We start from the raw sequence: 21838 nt of genomic DNA, 5'->3' as shown, positions 1-21838 counted from the left end.
TTTTGTGCATGATATTAAGAGTATGGAACAATTGGGATACATAGAAGAGTGGAGTACCTTTACAAATAACTTCTTGGTACGATATACAATCATCGGTACTATTGAAAGGTGGGAGAAATGATGACGAACACGCACTATTTTTTGGCGATTCCTATACCAACTTCTGTGAAACAATTATACTTGGAGTGGAGAGAGTTGATGAAGGAGCAGCTCCCGTTTAAAACGTGGGTTCATCATGAAGATTATCATATAACCTTAGTTTTCTTAGGAGAGGCTCCTTTTACTAAAGTACAAGATGTTAAGACAGAAATGAAGAAGATTGCAGCAAATCATCCGGCTTTTACTTTAAAACTTTCAGGACTTGGATATTTTGGCAGACAGGAAAGTCCTCGTATCTTTTGGGCTGGGGTAGATGTTTCTTTACAGTTAACAAGACTTCAAAAAGATATTTATGAAGCTTGTGAGAGACTGGGTTTTATGCTGGAAAAGAGGGCCTATCATCCACATATGACACTAGCAAGAAGATGGGGTGGGGAATATGAGTTCCCTCAAGGAAGCCTCTCGGATATGATGCAGCCTAAGGATGAACACTTAGAGATGAAGGTAGAGAATATTGTCTTGTATCAAACGCACTTAAATCGCTCACCTAAATATCAACCTTTATCAATTTTTTCTTTAGGAGAGAATAAGGGGTAGCGTTCAGCATAGATTAAATTCAACAAGAATAGTTTTACTGGAATACTTTACGTGTAATGTTATACATATGAGTTTTTTCACTTAGCCTATAAAATAAAGGGGAAAAGCAGTGGCACAGTTAATAAAATTACAGGATTTCATTTCAAGATATGAAATGAATGTATATCGCTATCCTAGTCAGTATATACGGTTGAAAAAGCAACATTGGAGAAAATTAAAAGCCAAATGGGAAGAAGGAACCCTTGTTGCTCCTGAGCAAGTGGAGCAAGAAATAGAGGATGAGGAGAGAAAAACCTTCTTTGGCCCTCTAAAAAAATGGAAGCTTAAAAGAGGAGGAGACACGGATGAAAATCTAGAAGTGATGATGTCTCCAGTTTCCTATGAAGAGGAAAATCAGGAAGACTCTGGTTTTTCAATGGAGTATCAGTTTAGAGAGCAACCACTTGATGAAGAAGATCTAAAGAGGCATTTTCTAGATCAGTTATTAGAAATACAAATTAGGTGGGCTAGTTCCACCATTCGAGAGAAATCATTTGTTGATCGGGAATTTTATCATGATGATCACTTAAAATATTTTCTTCAGCGATTCCCAGATAATTATCTTCTTCTTTATCATCCAGTTTTTCTGATTCAAAAGGCTCCGATTGAGTTAGAAATTATTATGATTAGTCCAACAGAGACATGGTGCATTACGATGCTAGAGGGAAAAGAAGATAGTGTATTCCTAGGATCTAAAGAGAAGTTTTGGACAGAAAAACATACAAATGAGGAGAAGAAGATTTTAAATCCTTTAATTAGTTTAAATAGGATGGAAAAAATAGTAAAGCGTATTTACACGCTATATCAACTTGAGCTTCCAATCCGGAAAGTGGTATTAAATCGTAATGGGTATATTGATTATCCATTTGGACCAGCAGACACCCTTTTTATAGATCGACGAAATTATGAAGGTTGGTTTACGTCATTAAGAAGACTATCCTCACCCATTAAGCATGATCAATTAAAAGCAGCGAAACACCTGCTACAATATTGCCAGACCACCTATATAAAGCGGCCTGAATGGGATGCATAAAATTACGTTAATTAAACCTAGAGCTGGGGGAATGAAGGATGGAGACGATAGTATCTCGGGACTTTGAAGCTTACTTAGATGAATTAACGTTAATCACAATATTGCTACCACGTAACCGAAGTTGGGAAGCGAATCCAACTTTTCAATTACTAAAGGATGACGGAAAGAGCTATACATTGGAAGTCATTTTTCAAGAAGAGCATGATCACTTTTTCAAGTATCAATGTACATTGATGGAAAGGATAAGAGTAGAGAACAACTATCAACTTATCTGTCAGGATGCCCAAACAGATTTACAGATAGGTGCTGTTGTCCGGACTGAACAGTTTGATGCTGAATATGCTTATGATGGTGATGATTTGGGCGTTCAATACTCTAGCCCTTGTTCTACCTTTAAAATATGGGCTCCTACTGCTACGCAAGTATTACTACAAGTAATAGATGCAACCTCAGGATCTGAAGAGACGTTAGAGATGCTGAGAATGGAAAAAGGAGTCTGGGAAAAGAAGGTTGAGAAGGATGTGGAAGGGTTCTACTATATTTATAAAGTCTGTGTAAATCAGATTTGGCGAGTAGCGGTCGATCCTTATGCGAAAAGTGTTTCGTTAAATGGAGAATTCGGGGTAATCATAGATCCAAGTAAAATAAAGAAAACGTTTAACGCTTCACCATCACTTATTGAGTTCACAGATGCCATTATTTACGAAACCCATATTCGAGATTTTACCATCCATCCAGGAAGTGGAGTAGATAAAAAAGGGACGTATAAAGGCTTTACTGAATCTACGACAGACACTGGATTAGATTACGTATCAAGATTAGGTATCACGCATATTGAGCTTCTACCAGTCAATGATTTTGGAGGGATTAATGAAGCAGAAAAGGAGTCTTCTTACAATTGGGGGTATAATCCTTTACATTTTTTTGCTCCAGAAGGTAGTTATTCTTTAAATCCTAGCCATCCATATGAGAGAATCTATGAACTTCAAGAAATGATTGATGAAATCCATAAAAAAGGAATTAGTGTCATTTTAGATGTCGTCTTTAATCATGTATATGTGAAGGAGGATTCTTCTTTTGAGAAAGTAGTACCAGGCTACTATTTTCGATATGATCAACACGGTTTCCCTTCTAACGGCACAGGTGTCGGAAATGATATAGCCTCAGAACGTAGAATGGTAAGGAAGTTCATAGTAGACTGTATTCTATACTGGACTCATACTTTTCAAGTAGATGGTTTTCGCTTTGACTTAATGGGCATTCTTGATATAGACACAATGAATGAAATTAAGAGAACGATAAACAAGTTGGATAGAAAAATGCTTTTATTAGGAGAGGGATGGGAGTTAAATACCCCCTTACCTGTTCAGCAAAAAGCAACCATAAGAAATTCTTCTAAGATGGATGGCATTGCTTTTTTTAACGATCGTTTTCGTGACAGTGTGAAAGGCAGTACGTTTAATTTATACGACCGTGGTTTCTGTCTAGGTAATACTCAACAAACGGAGGAAGTTAAAAAAGTAGTGGCTGGTAGTTTGTCCGTTTTCGATAACCCAGAGCTATCAGTAAATTATGTAGAATCTCATGATAATCATACATTTTGGGATAAAGCGGTTAAGTGTAATAGCATGGAAGAGAAAGACATAATTAGAAAGCGGCAAAAGCTAGCTACATGTATGGTACTGCTTTCTCAAGGTATTCCCTTCTTGCATAGTGGTCAAGAATTTTATCGAACCAAACAGGGAGAAGGAAACAGCTATAAGTCTTCAGATGAAATTAATCAGTTGGACTGGGAGTTATGTAAGAAGTGGGCAAAAGATGTAACTTATATTCAACAGATCATCTCAATCCGGAAATCTCATCGCTCTTTTCGATTTAATAAGAAAGAACAAGTTAACAAGCACATGAGGTTTTTGCCGACTAATCCAGAGGTTATTGCTTATGAGTTAGTTGATGTCGGAGCATTTGGAGAATGGGATCAGATCGTCGTTATCTTTAATAACAGCCTTGTCGAGCAACAAATTGTTCTTCCACAGAAAGATAGCTGGATGATATTGGCCGACCATCTTCATGCTTCTGAAAGTGGGTTATACACCCTTGTTACAAAGAAACTAATTGTCCAGCCTGTTAGCTGTTTAATTTTGGCTAAACAAATGAAGCATAAATTTACTTGACGTAATTTGAATAGAAAAGATAAACTTTATAACATATTGTTTTTTTTTACTACATTAGTTTGAACAACAAAACTATATAAATATATTTTTTATTAATATCAGCATATTGTGATATGACATAAGGCAAATGAAGGTGATGGTTTGGAAGATTTACTAGGTAAAGAGTGGGAGATATCTCCGGCTGGTGGAGCTACGGGAGAGGCTTACTTCGCAAGATTTGAGGATAAGAGATTATTTTTAAAGAGAAATTCTTCTCCTTTTTTAGCAGTGTTGTCTGCTGAAGGGATTGTTCCTAAATTGGTTTGGACGAGAAGATTGGAAAATGGGGATGTTATTACTGCACAACATTGGTTGGATGGGAGAGAGCTAAAACCAGTTGATATGAAGCTAGCAAAGGTAGCAAAGCTCCTAAATAAAATACATTCATCTAAAGAACTGTTGGATATGCTTATGAGAATAGGAAAAGCCCCACTTATGCCATTGGAGCTTTTAAGTGAGTTAGAAGGCTCTCCATATTATAGTAAATCTAGTAAAGAAAACCACCTAATCCATAATGCCATTCAGTTCCTGAAAAATGGACTGAATGAAATTAAGTATTCCGACTTTGTCGTATGTCACGGAGATATTAACCATAATAATTGGTTATTAGCAGACAATGATCATTTATTCCTCATTGATTGGGATGGAGCAATGGTGGCAGATCCCGCTATTGATATTGGAATGCTCTTGTATTCCTACATTCCTGAATCAAATTGGGAAGAGTGGATGAACCATTATGGACTGGAGCTAGATGATTCGTTAAGAAGCCGGATGAAATGGTATGTGATCTACCAAACATTGCTTTCCATTCAATGGTTTGACGAGAAACAACTAGATGAGCAAAAAGGCTATGCTGAACATTATTTACAGACATTATTAGGATAATTGATGAATATCTTCAATCCATTGTGATAAATCTTGCTGATGACTTAGAATATGTTCATCCAGATGCTGATTATATTTACCGCTTTGACTATATTCATACACATCCATTAATACATTTTTGGCTTCCGAAGTAAGCTCGTTATTGGCTAGTAAAGATTTAACGAGTCTTTCTAGTTGCTCACATTCAGCTACAGTGCCACAGCAATCTGTTTGTTGATTAGATAGAATGTCCATTAACACACTAAGTTGATGATGATAATCTAAAGGCATTGATTTCACATCCTCGATTAAATTTACTACCTTAATGTTTGTTGTAATAAGAAATTTATACTGTGTATTATAAGCCAGACGGTCGCTCTGGCTTTTTATTAGGCTCTTCTTAAAGTAAAATACTAAAGGAATAAGTCTATGTTGGTCATGTTGCAACATTCATATCTTTCATGATATTGTTTAATTTGTATATTTTGTAGAAGAGGAAGTGTAATTATGCGTCTGCGTAATAAACCGTGGGCCAAAGATAAGCTAGCTGAACATTCAAATTATGTGATTGATAACCCGACTGAGCAAAAAGGGAAATGGCATGAAATCTTTGGGAATGACCACCCTATTCATATAGAAGTTGGAACGGGAAAGGGAAAGTTTATTACTGGAATGGCAAAAGCGAATCCGGAAATAAACTATATCGGTATAGAGTTGCAAGAAAGTGTAATAGTGGGTGCTCTTGATCGGATTCTAGAAGACCCATTACCAAATATAAGACTTCTTAATGAAAATGCTGATGATTTAAACGAGATATTTCAAGAAGGCGAAGTAGATCGCGTTTACTTAAACTTCTCTGATCCATGGCCAAAGAATCGACATGAAAAGAGACGATTAACTTATAAAAGTTATCTTAACCTCTATGAAACAATCTTAGTTAAAAATGGCGAAATTCATTTTAAAACTGATAATCAAGGGCTGTTTGAATATTCCTTGAGAAGCTTTTCTGAATATGGGCTTTTATTAAAGTTCGTAAGCTTAGACCTTCACCAAAGTGACTTTGAAGGAAATATAATGACTGAATATGAAGAGAAATTTGCAAGTAGAGGCAATCGCATCTATCGTTCAGAAGTTAAATATCTTAACGGATAGAAACAAAGTTTTAGAAAAGATCCAACTAAAATCCTGCTAAAGGCAGGATTTTTTTTCATTCATACAGAAGTTATTGAAAGCATATGCACTATAGAAGAGTGTAAAAAGGAGTGATTTAGTGGAAACTTTAAACGTAGGTAAGGCTACTTTGACTTGGTTGAATGGTGGAGTTACACATTTAGATGGGGGAGCTATGTTTGGTGTTGTTCCAAAGGCTCTATGGTCAAGAAAATATCCGCATAATGATAAAAATCAAATTGAACTGCGCTCCGATCCAATTCTTGTCCAAATGAAAGGTAAGAACATCTTAATTGAAGCAGGTATTGGGAATGACCGTATGTCCGAAAAACAAAAGCGAAATTATGGAGTTCTAGAAGAAGCTGCAATTGAGGATTCCTTAGCAACACTAGGATTAACAACACAAGATATTCATATCGTTTTAATGACACACATGCATTTCGATCATGTATGTGGGCTTACAAAATGGAGTGAAGGAAAATTAGTTCCAACTTTTGAGAACGCTGTCATCTATGTATCAGAAACCGAATGGAATGAAATGAGAGAGCCTAATATTCGTTCTAGAAATACATATTGGAAAGAGAATTGGGAGAGTATTCAACATCAAGTGCAAACCTTTGAGAAGGAGCTTCATGTTCTAGAAGGTTTAAAGATGATTCACACAGGTGGTCACAGTGATGGACATGCCATTATCACACTTGAAAGTGATGGCGAGCAATTATTTCACTTGGCAGATCTTCTACCGACCCATGCTCATCAAAATGCATTATGGGTGATGGCGTATGATGATTATCCGATGCAGTCCATTTACTCTAAGGAATATTGGATGAATCAAGGACTTACAAAGCAAGTCTGGTTCTCCTTCTATCATGATGCCTTCTACCGAGCGATAAAGTGGAATAAGGAACTAGAGGTCATTGATCAACTTGAGAGAAAAAAATAATGTCCTACAGTCGCAGGACATTACAAGGATGTTTGAACATCGATGATGGTACCGTTTTCAGCGTTTACGACAAATTCTAGCTGTTCTGGGTTGTTATCATTAACGCGTGAGATACCACCCTTATAGACACGATACGTAATATTATTTCGTACATACGTTTCAGGCTCCATATGTATCCAAGAACCATCAATGGGGCCTTGTTTTTTCATTTCCTGTTTAACTAGCTTAAGGGCTTGATCTGATGAAATGTATGAAGGCTTTAATTTTTGTATCGCGTATGTGCCAATAACTCCAACTGCAATACCTGCTAAAAAATTACCTAAACGCATATTGTTCATATCCTCCTTTTCCTTATGAAAGGCTCTCACTTCAAGTATTTACAGTTAAGGCTCTTTTCCAAAACTTTGTTGTTTTTCAAACTAATTTTTCAACTAAATTAACCTTCTAATGGTCTCTAAATAAAGCACTGACCACTGTACTATCTAGAAACAATCTATACGAAAAGAGCCTTCTTTAAACGGCCTTACAATACATGCTTTTATATACTATTCACAGTATAAACTACTTTATGCTTTTAAACCAACTGATGGAATTTCAACTGGAAACAGTGAAGTTATTTCTGTAAAATAAAAAGCAGAAGATATTTAGTATATCGAAATATTGAGGGGGATGTACAATGAGAGAAGATACTTTGCAATTATTTCGTACGTTAACTGAGCTACCTGGAACTCCAGGTAATGAGCATGAGGTTCGTAAGTTCATGCGTTCAGAGCTTGAGAAATATTCAGATGATGTTGTTCAAGATGGCTTAGGAAGTATTTTTGGTGTGAAGCGTGGACTTGAAACGGGTCCGACAGTAATGGTTGCAGGTCATATGGATGAAGTAGGATTTATGGTTACGTCCATTACTGAAAATGGTATGATTCGCTTCCAACCACTAGGCGGCTGGTGGAGTCAAGTGTTACTAGCGCAACGAGTACATATTATTACACCAAATGGGCCAGTTGTTGGGGTCATTGGTTCCATTCCCCCACATTTGCTGGAGGAGTCACAACGTTCTAAACCAATGGATATGAAAAATATGCTTATTGATGTTGGTGCTGATGATAAAGAGGATGCGCATAAAATTGGTATTAAGCCTGGTCAGCAAATTGTTCCGATTTGTCCTTTCACTCCAATGGCAAACCCTAAGAAAATTGTGGCAAAGGCATGGGATAATCGCTATGGATGTGGGTTAGCAATCGAGTTATTAAAAGATTTACAAGGAGAAAGCATTCCTAATATTCTTTACTCAGGTGCTACAGTACAAGAGGAAGTTGGCTTAAGAGGTGCTCAAACTGCTGCCAATATGATAAAACCTGATATTTTCTTTGCACTTGATGCAAGTCCAGCGAATGATATGTCTGGTGATAAGCAAGCCTTTGGTCAACTAGGTAAAGGGGCTCTTTTAAGAATTTACGATCGTTCCATGGTCACACATCGTGGAATGAGGGAGTTTGTATTAGATACTGCAGAGTCCAATAACATTCCTTATCAATACTTTATCTCACAAGGTGGAACAGATGCGGGGCGCGTCCATACAGCAAATGAAGGAGTTCCTTCTGCCGTTATTGGTATCTGCTCACGTTATATTCATACGGCGGCATCTATTGTACATGTGGACGATTATGCGGCAGCAAGAGAGTTGCTAGTAAAGCTTGTCAAATCATCTGACCAATCAACTGTAGAATCAATTCGTCAAGACAGCTAATAGCAAGGAGTATTTTCATGTTAACCATTACAGTTGGATCGAAAAACTTTGCTAAAGTAGAAGCTGTTAAAGATGTATTTTTAGAAGCGGTAGAAATTAAGAGCCTATCTGTTCCCTCTGATGTTTCCGAACAGCCTTTTTCTGATGAAGAAACATTACATGGTGCAAAAAATCGTGCTGTACATGCAATGATGGCTGGAGGTACTGACATCGGTATAGGTCTAGAGGGTGGAGTAGTTGAGATGGCCTCAGGACTTTACTTGTGTAATTGGGGTGCACTTGTAGATCACACAGGTTTTTCTACGGTTGCAGCGGGTGCCAGAATCCAATTGCCTGATGAGATCGCTCATGAATTGCGGAATGGTCAAGAATTAGGTCCTGTTATGGATGCCTATGCCAAGAAAAAGGACGTCCGTAAACTTGAAGGTGCGATTGGGATTTTTACAAATGAAATGGTGAATCGTAAAGAAATGTTTACACACATTGTCAAACTGCTCGCAGGACAGTATGAATTTTTTAAAAAGTAGGCTAAGTTAACCAGTTGACGATTTAAATGAAGTGGATACTCACGAGATTGTAGGGTGGAAAACGAGTGTCTCATATCAAATGCCAAGTTCAACAGAGCCAAAATATAAGAAAATCTCGGCCGTTTTTTCTGGCCGAGTTTTCTTATTCATATATGTAATTCAATATCTTAATAGCTTGTTCAACTGTTTCAACTGTGACATTTGCTTTGTTGGAAAGTTCCTTTAGTGGGTGATGAAGCTCCTCTGGCCGAATGAGGATTAATGGCTTTTGAAGAGTTAGTGCCGTGCTCGCATCCATCGCTGTATTCCATTGTTTGTACTTCGAACCAAATAATGCAATCACAAGATCTGCTTTGCGTAATAATAATTCAGTACGTAAATTATTTATGTTAGAAGCTGCATCATCTTTAAAAATACTTGAAGGCTGAGTGCCTAGTATTTCTTCCCCAATTTGATCGGACCGATCATGGTCCAACATTGGACCAACAAAAGTAAGTGGGAGATGTTTTGCCTGTTCCTTTAGTTCGTCTCTCCAGTTACTATGAATCTCACCAGCCAAATAAACGACTAATTGCATCTAAAACCATCCTCCTATTAAAAAAGTAGTATATTCATCACACCCACTATATCATATTCTTTTTTACGAATCTGTTATTTCCCCTTGAAACATCGTTTTTAATAGAGTTATTATAGAAGAGTGTGTCTATTATAAGGGGGGGTATTGTGAGTAGATTTATACTTGTATTTATTGCATTTTCGATCCTTTTAGTAGGATGTTCATCTATAGAAGATCAATTAGCAGAAACAGAGAATGTAACAAATGAGGCTTTTGAACTAGGAGCGAAGGGAATTAATATGGAAGAGGGAGCGTTTACCTACTACCTACCTGGCTCTATGGAACGTACTAGTTCTGAAGAAAATAACATTATACTATCCGAAGGTAAACAAACATATATTCTTTTCGTCAACCCACTTGAAGCAAAAACGAGTAACATTGTGTATGAATCGTCTTTACATGGTGACGAAGAGTATCTATTAAATAAAACATATGAGAACGATGACCGCTTTGGGTTTGTTCAAGTGTTAGAACTAGAAGAAGGTCAATATGAAGTTACAGTAGGTGTGGGTGGTTCAAAACTTACTACCGTTACGAAAAAGAATAATATTGCTGAAAGTGCAAATAAGATGATGTTAATTGCTAATTCAGTTCGATTGAAACCTTAGGACTCTAGGGTTTTTTTTATCCCCCAAAAACTATGAGGGGCTTCTTAAAACATGAGTACGATGTTAAAAGAGCAACATTTAAAGCAAAGGAAATGTACCGGTTTTTGTTAAGACTCTTTTCGTATGCTTTCGTAAAATTCCCTAAAGCCGGATTTTTACTCGGTAGTACAGTGTTTAGTGCTTTAAATAGAGGTAGTTGCTCTTTCTAACAATTATTACTTCGGTTTAATAGTATGAGAAGGGGAACTTTATTTAAAATTAGTTTGAAAGCAACATAGTTTTAGAAAAGAGCCTTTGTTAAAGGCTGTTTAGGTACAGAAGCCAATCATTTTGTATTCAACTTCGATGATAGCTATAATAAAGGAACGAGAATGTAAAAAAGGTTGGGATGATATGAAGAAGCTTGAAAGTGTAGATCAGTTTAAAGAATTGAAGAATGGTAACACAGTACTGCTATTTTCAGCAGATTGGTGTCCGGATTGTCGTGTCATTGAGCCTGTCCTACCGGAAATTGAAGAGAATTTCGCTGAATTTACTTTTTATTATGTAGACCGAGACCAATTTATTGACCTTTGTATAGAGCTAGATGTATTTGGTATTCCAAGCTTCATTGCTTACCGTGATGGACAGGAAGTAGGCAGATTTGTAAGCAAGGACAGGAAGACGAAAGAGGAAATCGAAGAATTTTTAAGCAAGTTGTAAGCCTGAAGTAAGGAGTGACGCATAATGAAAATGACAAGTATCAAGATGAAGAAGCTACTTGAAGAACGGTTAGCTAATCCCAATTGGGAGACAAGCTATCATTCCAAGCAAGATACGCTGAAAGTAACGGACAAGGAACATGAGAAAGGAGTCACCATTTCACTGCCAGGTATTATTAGTAAATGGGAAGTGAGCAAGGAAAAAGCCATTGATGAGGTGGTCTATTACGTAGAAGAGTCACTTCATGCGCTTCGTCGAAATGATGATTTATCAGGGAAAGAAAAACAAATTTATCCTGTCATTCGCTCGACCTCTTTTCCGACCGAGACAAAAGAAGGAAAAAAACTCCTTTTCACAGAACATACAGCTGAAACTAGGATTTATTATGCTATTGATCTTGGAGCAACCTATAAGCTTGTAGACGAGAAAATGATGGAAAGAGAAGGGTGGCAGGTTGAACAAGTAAAACAAATTGCAACCTTTAATGTAAGGTCACTTCCTGTGCACACTAAGGAAGACCAAGTAGCCGGGAATATTTTCTACTTCTTAAACACTAATGATGGTTATGATGCGAGCCGAATACTAAATGACGCTTTACTGGATAAGTTTGAAAAACAAATAGAAGGAAAAATGGCGGTAGCCGTTCCCCACCAAGATGTTTTAGTCATTGCTGATATTAGGAATGAAACAGGTTATGATATTTTAGCACAGATGAATATGAGTTTCTTTACGAATGGACTTGTACCAATTACAGCTTTATCGTTTCTGTACAACAATGGTGAATTGGAGCCTATTTTTATATTAGGTAAAAATAAACCAAAGAGGAGTTAATAACATGAATGTATTTTATAATGAAAAAGGTATTGGAGATACTTTATTAATTTCTATAAAGGATGTTGCTAGAGAACATAGAGCTTTCGAGAAGAAGGGAAATGTTGTACGTATCTTCAATCATGAAACAAATGAGACGGTGGGTTATAACATATTTCAGGCTACAAGCTTCCTTACGATGAAGGAGTCTGGTCACATCACTTTAACCGAAGAGCTTGTCCTACAAATAGGTGACATTCTAAAGCGGAATGGATTCCAAGAACCTCTGAATGTTGATTTATCTCCTAAATTTGTCGTAGGACTAGTGAAGGAAAAAATCAAGCATCCAGATGCTGATAAGTTAAGTGTGTGCAAGGTAGATGTAGGGAAAGAAGTTCTACAAATTGTATGTGGAGCTCCAAATGTTGAAGCCGGACAAAAGGTGGTTGTTGCAAAAGTAGGTGCTGTTATGCCAAGTGGACTTGTCATAAAGGATGCCGAACTAAGAGGAGTAGCCTCCTCAGGTATGATTTGCTCAGCCCGTGAATTAGCCATCCCAGACGCACCACAAGAAAAGGGAATTCTAGTGTTAGAGAACGAGTATGAAGTCGGTAAAGAATTTAAATAGAGCAGGACAGGAGGCTGGAATATAAGTATTCTAGCCAACATTATACCCGAACTAATAGGTGTTTCATAATGAACCTTACACACCAAATAGTTCGGGTCTTTATTTGTTGATTTCATACTATTTATAGGAACTAGTGAAATGGAGCGGAGGACACTCGACTCCTGCGGGAAAAAGAGAAAAGGTTGAGACCCCGCAGGCGAAGCCGAGGAGGCTCGACTTTCTCCCCGCGGAAAGCGAGTGTCTGAAGCGCAATGGAACGCACTTGATATTTGAATAAGCTGGTTAAAAAGTAACAAAGTATTTAAATACATGTATATATAATCAATATAATAATCTAGAGATTATTCGTGTTTGAGGAATATACATATAGTTATGTCCCAACTTCCTTTTCTCGGTTAGGCTTTTCCCAGCCCTCCTAAATATAACTGAATTTTATTTCTTCCCCCAAATAAAGAAATTCTTGATAGAATAGAGAAGAAAACTTTTATCTTTGAAAGAGTGATTTACATGTTTAAATATATTAAAGGATTTTATAGATTTATAGTTGGAGAGGATTCACAAACGAAGAATTCGAAATCAAATCAGACTACTACTACACAACCAACTGTACGTACGAACCAAAAGATGGATGATCAACATATGAATGCTAGGGTTAGTTATCAATATCCAAAAGGAAATTTTCGATTCCCTTTGATTTCTGACGATGAAGTGAAAAAGGATATTGAACGAAGACCAGAACGGAAACGAGAGAAGGTAACCGAACAACCAAGACAGCAAGTTAGAAAACAGCAACCAAGACAGACAACGGTTAAACCGGTAGAAAAGCCGGTTAAAGATCAGCCAAAGCACTCCTTTAAGCCTACTGATGTCCCGTCCCCGATACATGGTTTTCATTCCACTGTACAAAAAGAACAGCAGGTAATTGAGTATGAATTACCCGCGTCTAAAGGTATGTCTAGAAACCAGTCTTTGATAAGGCTTGAACCTGATCTAAGTGAGTCAGAAAGAGCATTGGGAAGTAGCTCGGATGAAAGCTACGATATGTCTGTCGCGGAAGAGGTTCATTTAGATGTGACAGAAGAGATACAAGGAGAGGCTGGATTTGTAGAAGAGTCTTTTGCTCCAGAGGAACAGGAAGTAACTGAGTTTGAAATAATGGAAGAACCGGAACTAGTTCAAGACCAAGAAATAGATGAGTATATGGAAACCTTGCAAGAAGTAGAAGTATTCCAAGATGAAGAACCATCTTCTTCGGCTTATTATGAAATTGAGGAAGTGGAAGCAACTCAAGAATGGGTATTAGACACTCTTCAAGATGAAGAAGATGTCGTAAAAGATAATGAAGTAGTGATGACAGAAGAGAGGAACTCTGAGTCTGTTCAAGTTGAGACTCCACCTAAAAAATATGTTCCATTTAATGTAGTGATGCTAAAACAGGACCGTGAAAGACTAAAAGAAAGACAAGAAAAGGAAACTCATCAACCTGCTTCTTCTCTATCTTCAAGTCCGGTTTATCGCTTTCCGCCACTTCATTTTTTGACCATGCCTAAGCACGATAACGATGTTGATGATCAGTGGTTACATGAACAACAAGAACTCTTGGACGTAACACTACACCACTTCAATGTGAGGGCAAAAGTTGTGAATGTTACACAAGGGCCTTCCGTCACTAGATTTGAAGTGCATCCTGAGCCAGGAGTGAAAGTTAATAAGATTACGAATCTTTCTGACGATATTAAACTAGCATTATCTGCAAAAGATATTCGTATGGAGGCACCAATTCCAGGGAAAAACACGATCGGGATTGAGGTACCAAATAAAAAGAGTAAACCTGTATTACTAAGTGAGATTATTAGCAGTCAAGCGTTTAGAGGCAATTCTTCACCATTAACGGTGGCACTAGGCTTAGATATATCAGGAAAGCCGATTGTGACAGATCTAAAGAAAATGCCACATGGTTTAATTGCAGGAGCTACTGGTTCAGGTAAGAGTGTTTGTATCAATGCTATGTTGATTAGTATCTTATATAAGGCAGATCCTAGCCAAGTTAAGCTTTTACTCATTGACCCTAAGATGGTCGAGTTGGCACCATATAATGATATTCCTCATCTAGTGAGTCCTGTTATTACAGACGTGAAGGCAGCAACCGCTGCATTGAAATGGGCTGTTGAGGAGATGGAGAGAAGATATGAACGATTTGCCCACTCAGGGGTACGTGATATCTCAAGATATAATGAGCTTGTTCGAGAGCATAATGAACCTTCCGGTGAAATGCCTTACTTAGTTATCGTAATTGATGAGCTTGCTGATTTAATGATGGTAGCTCCTGGAGAGGTAGAAGAATCTATTTGTAGAATTGCTCAGAAAGCAAGAGCCTGTGGCATTCATTTATTACTTGCAACACAACGCCCATCGGTTGATGTTATAACAGGGTTAATTAAAGCGAATATACCTACAAGGATTGCTTTCTCGGTCTCATCACAAGTCGACTCAAGAACCATAATTGACTCAAATGGTGCTGATAAGCTACTAGGTAAAGGGGATATGTTGTTCTTAGAAAATGGTTCTTCTAAGCCGTACCGTTTACAAGGAAACTTCGTATCGGATCAAGAGATTGAAAAGGCAGTGTCATTTGTAAAGTCCCAATTAAAACCAGAATATTTATTTGAACAGCAGGAACTGATTTCTAAATCGTCGTCTATCACTCAAGAAGAGGATGAACTGTTTTATGAAGCATGTGAATTTGTCATAGATCAAGGTGGAGCTTCTTCGTCAAGTCTACAAAGAAGGTTCAGAATTGGATATAACCGTGCAGCTCGACTGATTGAGATGATGGAAGAACAAGGTTATATTTCTGAGCAAAAAGGAAGTAAGCCAAGAGATGTGTTAATTACAGAAGATCAGCTTATTGAAAAGCAATCAAATTAATAGGCTGGCTAATCCATAAAGTATTTTCCGTTTGAGTAATAGGGCTGATTTCGTTACAATGTAAACAAAAACTTTAGAATGTGAAATATTTAACTAAAAATTCGTTAAAACTAAGGTCTAAAGGTAGAGATAGGGGTCTAGGCATGAAAGAAATCGAATTAAAGCTTCAAGGAAAAATTAAAAGGTTAACAAATCGCACTTTCAAATTTGATGAGCGGGTAAGGGAAGGCTGGTTTTCAGCTGTGTACTTCTTGAAAACAAAGGAAATTGTGAAGAAGTATAAGCCCGATAATATTGTGACAATGCAATTTTTTCAAAAGGAGCATGCCGTTCTCTGTGGGACTGACGAAGTGATCGCCTTGGTAAAAACCTTTGCGGAACAACCAGAGGAACTCGAAATCTACTCTTTAAAAGATGGAGATAAAATAAGCCCATTTGAAACGGTATTAACCATTAAGGGACCTTATCAGAACTTTGGTTTCTTAGAAGGAATTATAGATGGAATTCTTGCAAGACGAACTTCTGTTTCAACTAATGTGTATAACGTGATGAACGCTGCTGGTATAAGTGGTATCCAAAAACCAATTATTTTTATGGGAGACCGTGATGATCATTTTACCCAGCAGGCTGGTGATGGCTATGCTGCTTATATAGGTGGCTCCAAAGCACAGGCTACTCATGCAATGAACGAGTGGTGGGGTAAAAAAGGAATGGGCACCATGCCACATGCACTCATCCAGCTATTCAATGGTGACGTCGTGGCGGCTGCAAAAGCCTATCATGAAATGTTCCCCGAAGATGAACTGATTGTACTGGTTGACTATAATAATGATGTAATATCAGATGCCTTAAAAGCAGCACATGAGTTTGGTGAAAAATTAAAAGCGGTTCGTGTTGATACATCACGTACTATGATTGATCAATATTTTATTAAGCATCCAGAGGTGTTAGGTACATTTGACCCTAGAGGTGTGAACCCACCATTAATCTTTGCTTTACGCGAGGCGCTAGACCGCGGTGGATTTGAACATGTCAAAATAGTTGTTAGTGGCGGTTTTAATGAGAAGAGAATTAAAGAATTTGAAGAACAACAAGTACCAGTTGATATGTACGGGGTAGGCGGAAGTCTACTCAAAATCAATATCGGTTTTACGGGTGATAATGTAGAACTAAATGGTGATCCGGAAGCAAAAGCAGGGCGTAGATACCGTCCAAATCCACGCCTTGAATTAGTGGAATAAATAGAGCCTATTTTTTAATGGAAAAACTGATAGACTGCTATCAGTTTCTCTTTGCTTTTGTTTAACCCTTGGAATAGTTTTTTCATCCAGTAAGCCTATAAGACCAGCGATCGATCTAGTGATAAGTTGCTACTTTTGGCATGAGTGTGTAAACAGAAAATCAATGTTATAATAGGTAGGGTGTTTTACACGTAGTATGCTCGGAATACTGGACAATCGCAAAATTAGATAAATTACATATACTGTCTTACAGATAGACCGTTGCATTTGATTGAATATTGGAGGTTCTTTATATGACAGTTTACCACTTTGTAGGAATTAAAGGGTCTGGAATGAGCCCTTTAGCACAAGTGCTTCATGATATGAACTATCAAGTACAAGGTTCGGATGTGGAGAAATACTTTTTTACGCAAGCAGCACTAGAAGAGCGGGGAATTCCTATTCTACCCTTTAATCGTGAGAACATAAAACCCCCAATGACCGTTATTGCTGGTAATGCTTATCCAGATACTCATGAGGAAATAGATGAAGCCGAAAAGGAAGGCATTCCTGTTATTAGGTACCCAAAATTTCTAGGTGAATTCATGGAGAAGTTTACGACTGTCGCAATCACGGGGGCACATGGTAAAACATCCACAACAGGATTACTGGCTCACGTTATTTCAGGTTCTTATCCAACCTCGTATCTTATTGGTGATGGTACGGGGAAAGGAACAGCTGGTAGTAAGTATTTTGTGGTGGAGGCATGTGAATATCGTCGTCACTTCTTATCGTACCATCCTGACTATGCCATTATGACGAATATTGACTTTGATCATCCAGATTATTTTAAGGATATTGAGGATGTCTTTGATGCCTTTCAAGAGATGGCCTTACAAGTGAAAAAAGGAATCATTGCTTGTGGTGATGATGAATATTTACAGAGAATCCAAGCCAATGTTCCAGTCATTTTTTACGGATTTGATGAGGATAATGATTTTCAGGCAAGAAATGTTGTGAAATCAACTACAGGCACAGCCTTTGATGTTTTTGTTCGTAATAATTATTATGCATCCTTTGAAATCCCTGCTTTCGGTAATCATAATGTTCTAAATTCCCTTGCGGTTATTGCATTATGCCATTACGAAGGGATGTCTGCAGAATCCATTGCTGAACAATTAAAAACGCACAAAGGTGTGAAGCGTCGCTTTACAGAAAAGAATGTGGGCGATCAAACGCTAATTGATGATTATGCTCATCACCCAACTGAAATTAAGGCAACGATCGAAGCCGCTAATCAAAAGTACCCGGATCGTGAAGTAGTCGCGATCTTCCAGCCTCACACTTTTACTAGAACGCAAACTTTCTTGCAGGAATTTGCGGATAGCTTAAAACTAGCAGATAAGGTATATCTATGTGATATTTTCGGATCTGCAAGAGAGCAACAGGGTGAGTTGAAGATTGAGGACTTGCAAAGAAAAATTGAAAATGCAAGTATAATTTCTGAAGATAGCATTGATATTTTGAGATCCCATCATAATAGTGTCTTGATTTTTATGGGAGCTGGAGATATTCAGAAGTTCCAAGATGCTTACGAAAAATCATATGTGTAAAGGGAGGACATACAATCTCGAGTGGATTGTATGTCTTTTTGACTGGTTCAAAAGAGAGCACCAATTTATGCGTAAAGAGCACTTTGATTTGGTTGATTTTTCCTTGTAGGCGCATATATTTTGAAAATCGCGCATAAAATTGTTATTTGACGCATATATTTTGGATTTGACGCATATATGAAAAAATTGACGCATAAAATCCGAGAAAGACGCATAAACGCTATAAATTAGTTTTCAACAAGGAGCACATGTAGGTAAAGTGCAAACTTTCTGCGATCCAAAACAAAAAACGAGGTAGTATCACCTCGTTTTTGTCCTGTACAAAAGAATTATTTTAAGTTCTCTGGGTTTAATGCCTCAAGTTGCGGCACGACAAATCGGCCATCTTTACGAATTAATACATCATCAAAGTAAATCTCCCCACCACCATATTCAGGGCGTTGAATATTAACCATGTCCCAGTGGATGTTAGAATTATTTCCGTTCCAAGCATCTTCATATGCTTGACCTGGTGTGAAGTGGAAGCTTCCATCAATCTTCTCGTCAAACAGAATATCCTGCATTGGGTGTAGGATGTAAGGGTTTACTCCAATTGCGAACTCCCCAATGTAACGAGCACCTTCATCTGTGTCAAATATTTTAGTAATGCGCTCTGTATCATTTGCTGTTGCATCCACAATCTTTCCGTTTTCAAACGTTAGCTTCACATTTTCAAAAGTGAAACCGTGATATGGTGAAGGGGTGTTATACGTAATCACACCATTGACTGAATCTCTTACAGGTGCTGTATATACCTCACCATCAGGGATATTCATTTCTCCAGCACATTTAATGGCTGGGATATCTTTAATAGAGAATGAAAGATCAGTTCCTGGACCTGTAATACGCACCTTGTCTGTTTTGTTCATCAACTCTACAAGGCTGTCCATGGCATTGCTCATTTTTCCGTAGTCTAGGTTACAGACATTGAAGTAAAAGTCTTCAAATGCTTCTGTGCTCATTTTAGCTAATTGAGCCATGGAGTTATTAGGAAATCTAAGAACGACCCATTTTGTCTTAGGTACACGAATTTCACGGTGAACTTTTTTCCCAATTGTTTTTCCGTGTATAGCCATTTTGTCACTAGGTACGTCAGATTGTTCGGAGATATTGTCACCTGAGCGAAGCCCTATGTAAGCGTCCATTTCGCTCATAACGTTTGCTTCAAATTGAGCCATCATTTCATACTGTTCTTCCTGCGCTCCCATTAGTAGCGAGCGATCTACTGTTGCATCTTTTAATGATACAAATGGGTGAGCTCCTGCAGCGTAAGCTTCTTTAACTAATGCTGTTACAAGCTCTTTTTGAAGGCCGAAATTTTCAATTAAGACTTTTTCACCTTTTTGTAATCTACATGAGTAATTAATTAAATTCTTTGCTAAAGTTTGTATTCTGGGATCTTTCATTTTTGTACACACCCTTTTATGTAATATATAAATATTGTAACCGAAACGTAAGAAAAATGCTGTGTTATAAAATTCGATATAAAAGAAGGAATATCTATTTTCATATAGAAGGTGTAAACAAAAGATTTATACTTTCTACTTGCTTATGAGTATAATGTTTCATATACGTTAGTTATGGGTAAAGTTAGTATAGATGAAACAAGCTTTAGAAAGGGGTCACAGGTGTGTGGATTAATTTACTCTACGTGAGTGCAGCTATTGTAGCTATTTCATTTTTAGTTTTAGTGATTTACTTGTCTAGGACATTATCAGCTCTACAAGGTTCTTTAACACAAATGTCAGGGACAATTGCTGACCTAGAAAAGCAAATGAGAGGGGTAACCAAGGAGACAACCGATTTACTTGCGAAAACAAATAAATTGGCTGAGGATTTACAACAAAAGTCAGAAGCTTTAAATTCAGTCGTACACTCGGTGAAGGAAATTGGTGATTCTGTACATAAGTTTAATGTCTCTATTAAAAATGTATCAACCTCAATTTCACAAAAAGCAGAATTAAATAGCGAAAAAGTGACACAAGCTATTCAATGGGGAAATGCAGCCATCGATGTTTGGAATAGATGGAAGCAAAAGAGAAGAAATGTAGATCAAGTTGAAGTTAAACGAGAATTTGAAGGGGGAGTTTAATAATGGCTAACAATCAAGGTGGTTCAGGTAAATTTGTATTAGGTGCATTTATTGGGGGCTTAGCGGGTGCAGCTGCAGCCTTATTCCTTGCTCCGAAATCGGGCAAAGAACTAAGAGATGACCTAAGCGAACAGGCAATGGTATTAAAGGATAAAACGAATGAATACAACTCAATCGCTCTGGAAAAAGGGTCAGAATTTGCGGATTATGCAAAAAGAAAAACGATTAGCTTAACGCAAGCTGTATCTGAGCAATCTTCTCAAGTAGTTGATAAAGTAAAAACTGCAAAAGAGCAAGTACTTACTCAAGCGGATGAAACACAAGAAGATTCAGATGTAGAAGAAAACGAAGGTGTAGAGCTTATAGAAGAAGTCTCTAATCAAGATGAAGTGGCAACTGCACTAAATGAGAAACAAAACTTTTAATCATCGTATGTAATGGAGGAGCAGCAATGAAAACAAGAATCTCAACTGTAGAAGAATTTGAGAAGTTAGTCAATGAAGAACATGATTTCTTATTCATCAAACACAGCTTAACCTGTCCAGTCAGTCTCGCTGCTTTTGATGAATATCATCTATTCGTTGAAGCAAACTCAACTATCCCGACATACTATCTATATGTCCAAGAGGATCGACCATTATCAACTTATATAGCAGATACATATGGAGTTAAACACGAATCTCCTCAAGCATTACACTTTAAAAATGGTGAAGTCATCTGGAACGCTTCGCATTGGAAAATAACAAACCGTTCTTTGACGGAAGCCTTAATTGGCTAATCATCAAAAAAGAGCTAAATCATTCTGATTTGGCTCTTTTTTTGTGCAATCGACAAAATTCGAGTGGTGCCTGTCACCTGGCGTATTCGACAAAATTCGGGTGGTGCCTGTCACCTGGAGTCACTTTGCGGGGTTATCCATATTTTAGTGGTCGAGTTTTTGAATGCATCACTTTCTTACAGGTTAATCTAAGCAAAGATGTCAATCGACTGTGGAGGGAAGCATATGTCAGTTTATGTGTATCAAACGTTTGAGTTGAAACAAGATCAATTGAGTGAAGCGATTAAGAATGTGAGAACGATCCAGAATTTTAGAAATGAGCATTATGATCATCAGATTGAGTTGTTGTCTCCGATTTCTGGTGATGATTTTAAGTATGCATTTGTTTCTGTGTTTGAGGGATTAGCTGAAATGGAGCTTCAGAGTAAGAAAATGTTTGAGGATGAAGAGTATAAACAGCTGATGACAGCGTTTATGACGAAGTTTATTGTTCAGGGAAGTCTTCATACTCAGATGTATCGAACGATGCCAGGTTTAAAGAATGAGAAGGATTCAAAGGATTAAACAAC

At 37.5% G+C, this 21838-nt stretch carries 23 protein-coding genes; 19 read left to right on the top strand and 4 right to left on the bottom strand.

The window, feature by feature from the left end; all coding sequences use genetic code 11:
• The first annotated feature begins 117 nt into the window (after nucleotides 1-117).
• The 4 genes from thpR to LT143_RS06390 all read left to right on the top strand — a co-directional run bounded on the left by thpR (nucleotide 118) and on the right by LT143_RS06390 (nucleotide 4866).
• The gene (thpR, locus tag LT143_RS06405) at nucleotides 118-696 is read left to right on the top strand and encodes an RNA 2',3'-cyclic phosphodiesterase (RefSeq protein ID WP_246941353.1); all 579 of its coding nucleotides are present in this window, start codon (nucleotides 118-120) and stop codon (nucleotides 694-696) included.
• Nucleotides 697-805: 109 nt separating this feature from the next.
• The gene (locus tag LT143_RS06400) at nucleotides 806-1768 is read left to right on the top strand and encodes an NERD domain-containing protein (protein WP_246941351.1); all 963 of its coding nucleotides are present in this window, start codon (nucleotides 806-808) and stop codon (nucleotides 1766-1768) included.
• A 38-nt stretch (nucleotides 1769-1806) separates the two neighbouring features.
• Complete coding sequence (pulA, locus tag LT143_RS06395) at nucleotides 1807-3942, top strand: type I pullulanase (protein WP_246941349.1); 2136 nt, start codon at nucleotides 1807-1809, stop codon at nucleotides 3940-3942.
• Between the two features lie 141 nt (nucleotides 3943-4083).
• Complete coding sequence (locus tag LT143_RS06390) at nucleotides 4084-4866, top strand: phosphotransferase family protein (protein ID WP_246941347.1); 783 nt, start codon at nucleotides 4084-4086, stop codon at nucleotides 4864-4866.
• Here the strand turns inward: LT143_RS06390 and LT143_RS06385 are convergent.
• Nucleotides 4858-5136, bottom strand: coding sequence for a YtzH-like family protein (locus LT143_RS06385; RefSeq protein ID WP_246941345.1), 279 nt, complete (start codon nucleotides 5134-5136; stop codon nucleotides 4858-4860). The genes LT143_RS06390 and LT143_RS06385 overlap by 9 nt on opposite strands.
• A gap of 216 nt (nucleotides 5137-5352) precedes the next feature.
• On the opposite strand from LT143_RS06385, the gene trmB reads away from it, so the two are divergent.
• Nucleotides 5353-5997: a tRNA (guanosine(46)-N7)-methyltransferase TrmB gene (trmB, locus tag LT143_RS06380; RefSeq protein ID WP_246941323.1), complete on the top strand. Its 645-nt coding sequence runs from the start codon at nucleotides 5353-5355 to the stop codon at nucleotides 5995-5997.
• A gap of 118 nt (nucleotides 5998-6115) precedes the next feature.
• Nucleotides 6116-6958, top strand: coding sequence for a YtnP family quorum-quenching lactonase (locus LT143_RS06375; RefSeq protein ID WP_246941321.1), 843 nt, complete (start codon nucleotides 6116-6118; stop codon nucleotides 6956-6958).
• Nucleotides 6959-6978: 20 nt separating this feature from the next.
• Here LT143_RS06375 and LT143_RS06370 read toward each other — a convergent pair whose 3' ends face one another.
• The gene (locus LT143_RS06370; RefSeq protein WP_246941319.1) at nucleotides 6979-7287 is read right to left on the bottom strand and encodes a PepSY domain-containing protein; all 309 of its coding nucleotides are present in this window, start codon (nucleotides 7285-7287) and stop codon (nucleotides 6979-6981) included.
• A 347-nt stretch (nucleotides 7288-7634) separates the two neighbouring features.
• On the opposite strand from LT143_RS06370, the gene LT143_RS06365 reads away from it, so the two are divergent.
• Both LT143_RS06365 and LT143_RS06360 read left to right on the top strand, forming a co-directional pair.
• Nucleotides 7635-8708 (top strand): M42 family metallopeptidase, encoded by a 1074-nt coding sequence (locus tag LT143_RS06365; RefSeq protein WP_246941317.1) that lies wholly within the window; start codon nucleotides 7635-7637, stop codon nucleotides 8706-8708.
• Nucleotides 8709-8725: 17 nt separating this feature from the next.
• Nucleotides 8726-9235, top strand: coding sequence for a DUF84 family protein (locus tag LT143_RS06360; RefSeq protein ID WP_246941315.1), 510 nt, complete (start codon nucleotides 8726-8728; stop codon nucleotides 9233-9235).
• A 142-nt stretch (nucleotides 9236-9377) separates the two neighbouring features.
• On the opposite strand, the gene LT143_RS06355 is transcribed toward LT143_RS06360, so the two are convergent.
• Nucleotides 9378-9812: a YtoQ family protein gene (locus LT143_RS06355; RefSeq protein ID WP_246941313.1), complete on the bottom strand. Its 435-nt coding sequence runs from the start codon at nucleotides 9810-9812 to the stop codon at nucleotides 9378-9380.
• A gap of 146 nt (nucleotides 9813-9958) precedes the next feature.
• Here LT143_RS06355 and LT143_RS06350 point away from each other — a divergent pair, with 146 nt between their 5' ends.
• From LT143_RS06350 to murC, 7 genes are all read left to right on the top strand, one after another.
• Nucleotides 9959-10459 (top strand): hypothetical protein, encoded by a 501-nt coding sequence (locus LT143_RS06350; protein ID WP_246941310.1) that lies wholly within the window; start codon nucleotides 9959-9961, stop codon nucleotides 10457-10459.
• 393 nt (nucleotides 10460-10852) lie between these two features.
• Nucleotides 10853-11161, top strand: a complete 309-nt coding sequence (locus LT143_RS06345; RefSeq protein WP_246941308.1) for a thioredoxin family protein — start codon at nucleotides 10853-10855, stop codon at nucleotides 11159-11161.
• Nucleotides 11162-11191: 30 nt separating this feature from the next.
• A complete protein-coding gene (locus tag LT143_RS06340) occupies nucleotides 11192-11992 on the top strand; it encodes a DUF1444 domain-containing protein (protein WP_246941544.1) in 801 nt (266 codons plus the stop codon).
• A 4-nt stretch (nucleotides 11993-11996) separates the two neighbouring features.
• Nucleotides 11997-12599, top strand: coding sequence for a YtpR family tRNA-binding protein (gene ytpR, locus LT143_RS06335; RefSeq protein ID WP_246941306.1), 603 nt, complete (start codon nucleotides 11997-11999; stop codon nucleotides 12597-12599).
• Between the two features lie 507 nt (nucleotides 12600-13106).
• Nucleotides 13107-15527: a DNA translocase FtsK gene (locus tag LT143_RS06330; RefSeq protein WP_418909805.1), complete on the top strand. Its 2421-nt coding sequence runs from the start codon at nucleotides 13107-13109 to the stop codon at nucleotides 15525-15527.
• Nucleotides 15528-15670: 143 nt separating this feature from the next.
• Nucleotides 15671-16768: a nicotinate phosphoribosyltransferase gene (locus LT143_RS06325; RefSeq protein WP_246941304.1), complete on the top strand. Its 1098-nt coding sequence runs from the start codon at nucleotides 15671-15673 to the stop codon at nucleotides 16766-16768.
• Between the two features lie 293 nt (nucleotides 16769-17061).
• Nucleotides 17062-18360: a UDP-N-acetylmuramate--L-alanine ligase gene (gene murC / locus LT143_RS06320; RefSeq protein WP_246941302.1), complete on the top strand. Its 1299-nt coding sequence runs from the start codon at nucleotides 17062-17064 to the stop codon at nucleotides 18358-18360.
• A 329-nt stretch (nucleotides 18361-18689) separates the two neighbouring features.
• On the opposite strand, the gene LT143_RS06315 is transcribed toward murC, so the two are convergent.
• Nucleotides 18690-19805 carry an aminopeptidase gene (locus LT143_RS06315; RefSeq protein ID WP_246941300.1) on the bottom strand — a complete coding sequence of 372 codons (1116 nt, stop codon included), beginning with the start codon at nucleotides 19803-19805 and terminating at the stop codon, nucleotides 18690-18692.
• 224 nt (nucleotides 19806-20029) lie between these two features.
• Between LT143_RS06315 and LT143_RS06310 the strand changes: the two genes are divergently transcribed.
• The 4 genes from LT143_RS06310 (at nucleotide 20030) to LT143_RS06295 (ending at nucleotide 21833) form a co-directional block, all read left to right on the top strand.
• Entirely contained in the window at nucleotides 20030-20491 is a 462-nt protein-coding gene (locus tag LT143_RS06310; protein ID WP_246941298.1) for a DUF948 domain-containing protein, read from the top strand.
• Nucleotides 20492-20493: 2 nt separating this feature from the next.
• Nucleotides 20494-20916 carry a YtxH domain-containing protein gene (locus tag LT143_RS06305; RefSeq protein WP_246941296.1) on the top strand — a complete coding sequence of 141 codons (423 nt, stop codon included), beginning with the start codon at nucleotides 20494-20496 and terminating at the stop codon, nucleotides 20914-20916.
• A 26-nt stretch (nucleotides 20917-20942) separates the two neighbouring features.
• Complete coding sequence (ytxJ, locus tag LT143_RS06300; RefSeq protein WP_246941294.1) at nucleotides 20943-21269, top strand: bacillithiol system redox-active protein YtxJ; 327 nt, start codon at nucleotides 20943-20945, stop codon at nucleotides 21267-21269.
• 225 nt (nucleotides 21270-21494) lie between these two features.
• Nucleotides 21495-21833 carry a hypothetical protein gene (locus LT143_RS06295; protein WP_246941291.1) on the top strand — a complete coding sequence of 113 codons (339 nt, stop codon included), beginning with the start codon at nucleotides 21495-21497 and terminating at the stop codon, nucleotides 21831-21833.
• Nucleotides 21834-21838: the final 5 nt, after the last annotated feature.

The organism is Bacillus pinisoli (genome assembly GCF_023036475.1).
GTDB classification, from domain to species: domain Bacteria; phylum Bacillota; class Bacilli; order Bacillales; family SA4; genus Bacillus_BS; species Bacillus_BS pinisoli.
The sequence above is the reverse complement of the archived record's forward strand: the minus strand, read 5'-3'. Positions and strand labels throughout refer to the sequence as shown.